This window comes from Cryobacterium sp. MDB1-18-1 (assembly GCF_004402735.1).
Taxonomy (GTDB): Bacteria; Actinomycetota; Actinomycetes; order Actinomycetales; family Microbacteriaceae; genus Cryobacterium; species Cryobacterium glucosi.
The window spans coordinates 438,951-445,813 of the sequence record NZ_SOFR01000044.1 but is presented as its reverse complement, the minus strand read 5'-3'; the positions used below and the strand labels follow the sequence as shown (position 1 = coordinate 445,813).

The window sequence follows — 6,863 nt, the reverse complement described above, 5'->3', positions numbered from 1 at the left end:
CGGCGGTGCCGGCAGAGACCGCGGCGCCGGGCGCGGGTGGAGCCGGCGGAGCCGGAGGAGCGGGGGGTGCGCCGGGCGCGGGCGGGGTCGAACCGGCATCCGCCGCTGAGCCGTAGCCCGAGGTGGGGCGCGGGCGCTCGCCCGGACCGGAACCGTTTCCGCCGCCGTTTCCGCCGCCGGAAGACCCGCCGCTGCCAGGACCGCGGCGCACGAGGTAGAGCACGAGCCAGACGATGCCGGCAACGACCGCGAGGCCCCACGCTGCGCTCAGCGACGTGCTCAGCCAGCCGGGCATGCCCCAGGCCGCGGGAGGGCCGTCCCACCAGAATCCGCGGGTGAACGGCACGACGGTCAGGAGGAGGACGGCGCCGATCCCGATCATGGCGGGCTCGAAGCGGCCGCGGAGGGCTTCCTCGGCGTGGATGCGGCCGAGTGCGTTGGGGAGCAGCGCCCAACCCACCGCATAGACGAAGAGCACGGGCGCCCCGAGCACGGCGAGCACGAACGCGATGCCGCGCACGATGATCGGGTCGAGTCCGGTGCGGCCGGCGATGGCGCCGCAGACCCCGGCGAACCAGCGGTCTGCGCCGCGGACCATGCCGCTGCGGCGGATCCAGTCGAAGAAACGGGTGAGCTGGTCTGGACCCGACGGGCCCGGGCCGGCCGGGTATGTCGGATTACGCGGTTGATCGGTCATAACTTCACTCAACCACCCGCGATAGCGCGCTGCTATGGGGGAGAACCCTGAACGGACCCTGAGATCTGGCCGCACCGGATCGGGGCGGCCTTCGGGGTGCTTGGATGAAGACATGAGAACTGAGCGGATGTCCCGGCCGCGCCAGCGGATCATCGCCGGCGTCTGCGCGGGGTTCGCTGAGCACACCGGGTTGTCCGTGACGGTGGTGCGCACCGCGACGCTGCTGCTCGTCCTGGCCGGCGGGGCCGGCGCGCTGCTCTACGCCTGGCTCTGGGTGACGACGCCGACCGCGACGGCGAACCCCGTCCGGTTCGGGGCCGCCGAGCTCCCCAAGGCGAGCCTCGCGCGGCCGGCGCCCGGGTACGCCGGTTCCCCCGGCTCCCGCCACGGCCTCGGCGGTCCCGCGGATGCCGCGGCCGAGCGAGCCGCCGCCGCCGCGTCCTCGGCCCGGTCGGCTCCGATCACGGAGATCCTGCTCGGGCTCGCGCTCCTCGCCGCCGGTCTCACTCTCGTCGCGAGCCGGCTCGGCGCCGACATCCCGCTCGCCGTGGTCATCCCCGCGATCGTCGTGCTGTCGGGGACCGCGCTCGCCTGGCGGCAGTTCGCGGACATCCGCGGCGGTTCGGAGCAGCACTCGTCCGCCCTGCTCGTGCGCGCGCTCGGCGCCCTCGTGCTCGTCGCCGTCGGCATCCTGCTGTTCTTCGTGACGAGTGACAGCCCCGACGGGTGGACGGTCGTGATCGCATCCGCTTCGGTGCTGCTCGGCGTCGTCGTCGTGATCGCGCCGTGGCTCGTGCGGCTCTCGCGCGACCTCGCCGACGAGCGCGCGGGACGGGCGCGAGAGGCCGAGCGCGCCGAAATCGCCGCGCACCTGCACGACTCGGTGCTGCAGACGCTCGCACTGATCCAGCAGAAGGCAGGGCCGCAGAGCGACGCGGCCCGGCTCGCCCGCGCCCAGGAGCGGGAGCTGCGCGAGTGGCTCTTCACCGGGACCGGGACCGGCTTCGGCACTGCCGCGGGCACGGCCGCGAGTACTGCCGCAGGAACGGATACCGGTGCGGGCGGGGCCGGCGGCATCCCCGACGTCGATCTCCCGACGGCCCTCCGCCGGATAGGGGCGGAGCTCGAGGCCGACTTCCCGGTGCAGTTCGACATCGTGAGTGCGGGCTCGAGCCTCGGCCCAGCCCCCGAGGGGTTGCTCGCCGCGGGGCGCGAGGCCATGCTCAACGCGGCGAGGCACTCCGGCGGGCCGGTGTCCGTCTACCTCGAGACGGGCGCGAACGCGGTGAGCCTCAGCGTGACCGACCGCGGCCCGGGCTTCCGGCTCGACGACGTGCCGGACGACCGGCACGGCGTCCGCGAGTCCGTCATCGGGCGGATGCGCCGCCTCGGCGGCACCGCGCTCGTGCGCCCCGGCCCCGGCGGCGCGGGCACGGAGATCCTGCTCACCCTGCCCACGGCGCCCGCTCCCGCAGACCCTGCCCTCCCGCACCCAACCAATTCGACGGACTTTGTGATGACAACGCACCTGAGCGGCCCGGAAACGATCGAAGACCCGAAAAACTCCGTCGAAGCGGTTCACCCCGACCGGACTCTGCCCGCGGCAGCGGATGCCGACGGGAGCCGCCCATGAGCGAGCCGCACGGCACCCCAGGCCCCGGCACCGATCCCGGAAGCGCGCCCACCCCGCCCGCCGCGACCGCCGGTCTCCCTGTCGTGATCGTCGACGACCACTCGATCTTCCGCTCGGGCCTGCGCGCCGAACTGGACGCGGACATCCGCGTGCTCGGTGAGGCCGCGACGGTCGACGAGGCGATCGCGCTCGTGGTCGCACTGCAGCCGCGGGTGGTGCTGCTCGACGTGCATCTGCCCGGCGGGCGCGGTGGCGGCGGCAGCGAGGTCATCCACGACGCCGCGCACCGGGCGCCGCACACCCTGTTCCTCGCGCTGAGCGTCTCCGACGCCGCCGACGACGTGGTCCGGGTGATCCGGGCGGGGGCCCGCGGCTACATCACCAAGAGCTCATCGGGGGCCGAGGTCTCCGAGGCCGCACGCCGGGTCGCCGACGGCGACGCCGTGTTCTCGCCCCGGCTCGCGGGGTTCGTGCTCGACGCGTTCGGCGCGGTCGCCGGCGAGACCGCAGAGACGACGGAAGAACTCGACCGCCTCTCCGCGCGGGAGCAGGAGGTCATGCGGCTGATCGCCCGTGGCTACACCTACAAGGAGGTCGCCGGGAGCCTGTTCATCTCGCCGAAGACCGTCGAGACGCACGTCTCAGCCGTGCTCCGCAAGCTGCAGCTCTCCTCCCGTTACGAACTCACCGCCTGGGCGCTCGAGCGCAAGCTGCTCTAGCCCCACTGCCGAGCCAAGCGGCGGCGGATGCCGGGCTACAGCAGCCCGAGTTCCATCGCCCGGGTCACGGCGCGGGTCCGGTCGCTCACCGCGAGCTTCTCGAAGGCGTGCAGCAGGTGCGTCTTGACGGTCGCCTCGCTGATGAACAGGGACCGGCCGATCTGCGGGTTGCTCTCGCCGGCCGACACAAGCCGGAGCACGTCGAGTTCGCGGGCAGACAGGCGCGGAGCCGGCGCGGCATCCGTGCGCACCCGGTGTACGAGCATCGCCGCGATCGACGGTGCGAGCGCGGTCTGGCCGCGCGCGACCGAGCGCACGCCCTCGATGATCTCCGCCTGGGGCGCGGCCTTGAGCAGGTACCCGCTCGCTCCGGCCGCGATGGCCGCGAGGATCTGGTCGTCGCTCTCGTACGTCGTGAGGACCAGCACCCGGGTCCGCTCGTTCGCCGCGACGATGAGCGCGGTCGCCGCGACGCCGTCGAGCAGCGGCATCCGCAGGTCCATCAGCACGAGGTCGGGGTTGAGCGCGGCCGCGAGCGCGACGGCCTCCTCGCCGTTCCCTGCCTGCCCGACGACCTCGATGTCGCCGGCGCCGCCGAGCAGGAGCGCGATACCGCCGCGCACGATCGGGTGGTCGTCGGCCACGATGACGCGGATCATCGCTCGTGCCTCGCCGATTCGACGGAGATCGTGGGGTGCCCGGCTTCCGCCGCCGGCACGGTCACCCGCAGTACGGTGCCGCCGCGCTCACCGGCGCCGACCGTGAGCCGGCCACCGACGAGGGCGAGCCGGTCGCGCATCCCCGAGAGGCCGAACCCGTTCTCCTGGGCGGGAGCATAGGCGCCGAGACCGCGACCGTCGTCGGTCACGGTGAGGACGGCATCCGTGCCGACGTGTTCGAGACGAACGGATGCCGCCCCCGCGCGGGAGTGCTTGCGCACGTTCGCGAGGCCTTCCTGGGCGCAGCGGAGCAGCACGACCTCGTTTTCCCGGTCGAGCCCGTCGAGCCCGGTGTCGGCGAGGATCACCCGCACCTGGATGCCGGTCTCGCGTTCGAAGCGCCCGGCGAGGCGGCGCAGGGTCTCGGCCAGGGTCGAATCTCCGACCCGCACGGGCGACATCGCCGCGACGAGGCTGCGCGCCTCGGTCAGGGCCTGCCGGGCGGTGTCTTCGATGAGCTCGACGGTGGGCCTCGCCCCGCTGTCCGGTCCGAGCTCGTTCCCCGCGCGCTGCGCGAGCATCACGAGACTCGTCAGGCTCTGGGCGATGGTGTCGTGGATCTCCCTGGCGAGGCGTTCCCGTTCGGCCGCGCTCCCGGCGTCCCTGTGCAGGGCGGCGAGTTCGTCCTGGGCGAGGCTGAGTTCCTCGTAGAGACGCCGTTGGGTGCTGCCGTCGCGGGCGATGCGGGTGATCCAGGCGCCCATCGCGATCGCGAAGACGAAGGAGATCCCTTCGGTGGCATACGCCTGCCCGAGGGCCGCGGGAGTGCCGCCGATGCCCAGCCAGAGACCCGCCCCCGCCGATGCCGCGAGGAGTGCACTCAGGGCCACGGAGACGAGGAAGGAATCGGTGAGCGTCCAGAGCAGCGGGAAGGCGATCGCCTGGAGCGTCGCCAGACTCGGATTGAACGCCGCTGCGACGCCCACGCCGACGATCAGCACTCCGCGGAAGACGATCGCGGCCAGTGCGACCGAACCGGTCCGTCCGGCCGGGCAGGCGATCGCGCGCCGTCCGAAACCGACATGGCCGATGCCGATCACGACGAGCGTCGCGAGCGCGCCGATCCGCGACAGCTCGTGCCCGTACCGGTACTGGTCGGCGGCCGCGAGCACCCCCATCAGCAGCAGTGACCCGCCGACGGCGACGTCCCACCAGCGCAGGGTCGTCATGGCCGGAATCCTCATGCGCCCAGCCTCCCACGCTCGCCGTGACCGGGGAACATCGGTTCAGCTGTCCTTGCGGATCCAGCGGAACGTCACCCTGCTGAGCACGAGCCCGACCACGAGCCAGATGCCGAGGTTGAGCGCGACGAGGGGGAGGTCCCAGACCCCGTTCTGCTCGAGGCTCGCGAAGCTGTCCGGCAGGAACACCGAGCGCATCCCCTGTGCCATCCACTTGAGCGGGAACAGGCTCGCGACGTTCTGCATCCAGTCGGGCAGCACGTAGAACTGCAGGTAGACGCCCGAGATGAACTGCAGGATCAGCACGATCGGGATCACGACGGCGGTCGCGCTCTTGCCGGAGCGCGGCAGCGCCGAGAGCGCGATGCCGAGGAACGCGCAGGCGATCACACCGAACAGGAAGACCCAGGCGAAGGTCAACCACTTGGCCGGGTCGGTCGGCAGGGCGATGTCGAGCACGAACCGCGCGACGAGGATCAGCAGGGCCGCCTGAATCGTGCCGGTGACGAGCACCTGCCCGATCTTCCCGATGAAGTAGCTCAGCGGGGACAGCGGGGTGCCGCCGAGCCGTTTGAGAGTGCCGTCGCTCTTCTCGCCGGCGATGTCGACCGCGAGGTTCTGCACCCCGGAGAGCAGCATCCCCGCCGCGAGCATGCCCGGAAGGTAATACGCGCCGACACTGACGCCGCCGCTGCCATCGGGCGCGCTGCCGATGTTGCCGGCCGAGCCGAAGGCGGCCGTGAAGATCGCGAGCATGATGAACGGGAACAGGAACGTGAAGAACACGCTGTCCGGGGTGCGGAAGTACATACGCGCTTCGTAATACACCCGGGCGAGGCCGAGCCTCAGCACACCGTGGCGGGCCGAGCGGATGCTGCCGGTCCCGGCAGTCGTGTCGATCGCGGTCATGCGAGCACCTCCGTGCTGTCGTCAGAAGCAAAAGCAGAAGCTGAACCAGCGGACGCCGCCGCAGTGGTTTCCGCGCGGTTCTCGCGCACGAGACCGAGGTAGACGTCCTCGAGGCTCGGGCGGATCACCTCGAGTTCGGCCGGTTCCGCGCCGCCCGCCGCGACGAGTTCGGCGACGACCCGGCCAGGCTGGTCCGTGCGGATCTCGTGGGGCGCCCCTCCGGCATCCCGCCAGCGGACCAGCGGCACCCGGGCCTCTGCCCCGCCGATCTCGTTGATCGCGCCGATGTCGATCAGGCGGCCCCCGGTGATCACCCCGGCGCGGTCGCCGAGCTGGGCGGCCTCGTCGAGGTAGTGGGTCGTGAGCAGGATCGTGGTGCCCTCCGCCTTCAGGCTGCGCACGAGGTCCCAGAACTGGTGACGTGCCTCGGGGTCGAACCCCGTGGTCGGTTCGTCGAGGAAGAGCAGTTCGGGCCGGCCGATGATGCCGAGCGCGACATCCACCCGCCGGCGCTGCCCGCCGGACAGCCGGCTGATGCGCGTCTTCGCCTTGTCCTCGAGGCCGACGGCCGTGATCACCTCCGCCAGCCGCCGGGGGTTCGGGTAGAGGCTCGCGAAATGCGCGAGCTGCTCGGCGACCGTGACGTTGCCGCTCTCGCCGGTCGACTGCAGCACGATGCCGAGCCTGGCCTTCCAGTCGAGGCCGCCGTGCTGCGGGTCGGTGCCGAGCACGCTCACCTCACCGCTCGTGCGATCGCGGTAGCCCTCGAGGATCTCGATGACCGTGCTCTTGCCTGCGCCGTTCGGGCCGAGGAGCGCGAAGGTCTCCCCTGGCCGGATGTCGAAGCTGATGCCTGCGACGGCCTCGAACGCGCCGTAGGACTTGTGCAGGTCGCGCACGCGCACGACGGGGTCTGAGCTGCTCGCGGGAGTTGTGGTCTTCATACCGAAAGAATCCCACCAGAGGCCCGGGAGCGTAAGCGTCCGCGCGGCCGACCCTGGCATC

At 72.0% G+C, this 6,863-nt stretch carries 7 protein-coding genes; 2 read left to right on the top strand and 5 right to left on the bottom strand.

Features of this window, described 5'->3' with window-relative positions; genetic code table 11:
* The coding region (locus tag E3O50_RS11655; protein ID WP_166790711.1) for a PspC domain-containing protein at positions 1–697 on the bottom strand (697 nt) is incomplete at its 3' end.
* A gap of 112 nt (positions 698–809) precedes the next feature.
* Here E3O50_RS11655 and E3O50_RS11650 point away from each other — a divergent pair.
* Together E3O50_RS11650 and E3O50_RS11645 are read left to right on the top strand one after the other, a co-directional pair.
* Positions 810–2,330 carry a PspC domain-containing protein gene (locus E3O50_RS11650; protein WP_134564564.1) on the top strand — a complete coding sequence of 507 codons (1,521 nt, stop codon included), beginning with the start codon at positions 810–812 and terminating at the stop codon, positions 2,328–2,330.
* A complete protein-coding gene (locus E3O50_RS11645) occupies positions 2,327–3,049 on the top strand; it encodes a response regulator transcription factor (RefSeq protein ID WP_134558077.1) in 723 nt (240 codons plus the stop codon). Before E3O50_RS11650 ends, E3O50_RS11645 begins: the two co-directional genes overlap by 4 nt.
* Positions 3,050–3,084: 35 nt before the next feature.
* Here E3O50_RS11645 and E3O50_RS11640 read toward each other — a convergent pair whose 3' ends face one another.
* From E3O50_RS11640 to E3O50_RS11625, 4 genes are read right to left on the bottom strand one after another with little or no spacing between them, the layout of a single operon-like run.
* Positions 3,085–3,708, bottom strand: coding sequence for a response regulator transcription factor (locus E3O50_RS11640; RefSeq protein WP_134446674.1), 624 nt, complete (start codon positions 3,706–3,708; stop codon positions 3,085–3,087).
* Complete coding sequence (locus E3O50_RS11635) at positions 3,705–4,952, bottom strand: sensor histidine kinase (protein ID WP_134558076.1); 1,248 nt, start codon at positions 4,950–4,952, stop codon at positions 3,705–3,707. The genes E3O50_RS11640 and E3O50_RS11635 overlap by 4 nt, the downstream gene beginning before the upstream one ends.
* 42 nt (positions 4,953–4,994) lie before the next feature.
* On the bottom strand, positions 4,995–5,858 hold the full coding sequence (locus E3O50_RS11630; RefSeq protein ID WP_134446677.1) for an ABC transporter permease: 864 nt from the start codon (positions 5,856–5,858) through the stop codon (positions 4,995–4,997).
* Positions 5,855–6,802, bottom strand: coding sequence for an ABC transporter ATP-binding protein (locus E3O50_RS11625; protein WP_134558075.1), 948 nt, complete (start codon positions 6,800–6,802; stop codon positions 5,855–5,857). The genes E3O50_RS11630 and E3O50_RS11625 overlap by 4 nt, the downstream gene beginning before the upstream one ends.
* Between the last annotated feature and the right edge of the window lie 61 nt (positions 6,803–6,863).

Coding starts and splice junctions, on each gene's coding strand:
- E3O50_RS11650 (WP_134564564.1), top strand. CDS start 810: ATGAGAACTGAGCGGATGTCCCGGCCGCGCCAGCGGATCATCGCCGGC.
- E3O50_RS11645 (WP_134558077.1), top strand. CDS start 2,327: ATGAGCGAGCCGCACGGCACCCCAGGCCCCGGCACCGATCCCGGAAGC.
- E3O50_RS11640 (WP_134446674.1), bottom strand. CDS start 3,708: ATGATCCGCGTCATCGTGGCCGACGACCACCCGATCGTGCGCGGCGGT.
- E3O50_RS11635 (WP_134558076.1), bottom strand. CDS start 4,952: ATGAGGATTCCGGCCATGACGACCCTGCGCTGGTGGGACGTCGCCGTC.
- E3O50_RS11630 (WP_134446677.1), bottom strand. CDS start 5,858: ATGACCGCGATCGACACGACTGCCGGGACCGGCAGCATCCGCTCGGCC.
- E3O50_RS11625 (WP_134558075.1), bottom strand. CDS start 6,802: ATGAAGACCACAACTCCCGCGAGCAGCTCAGACCCCGTCGTGCGCGTG.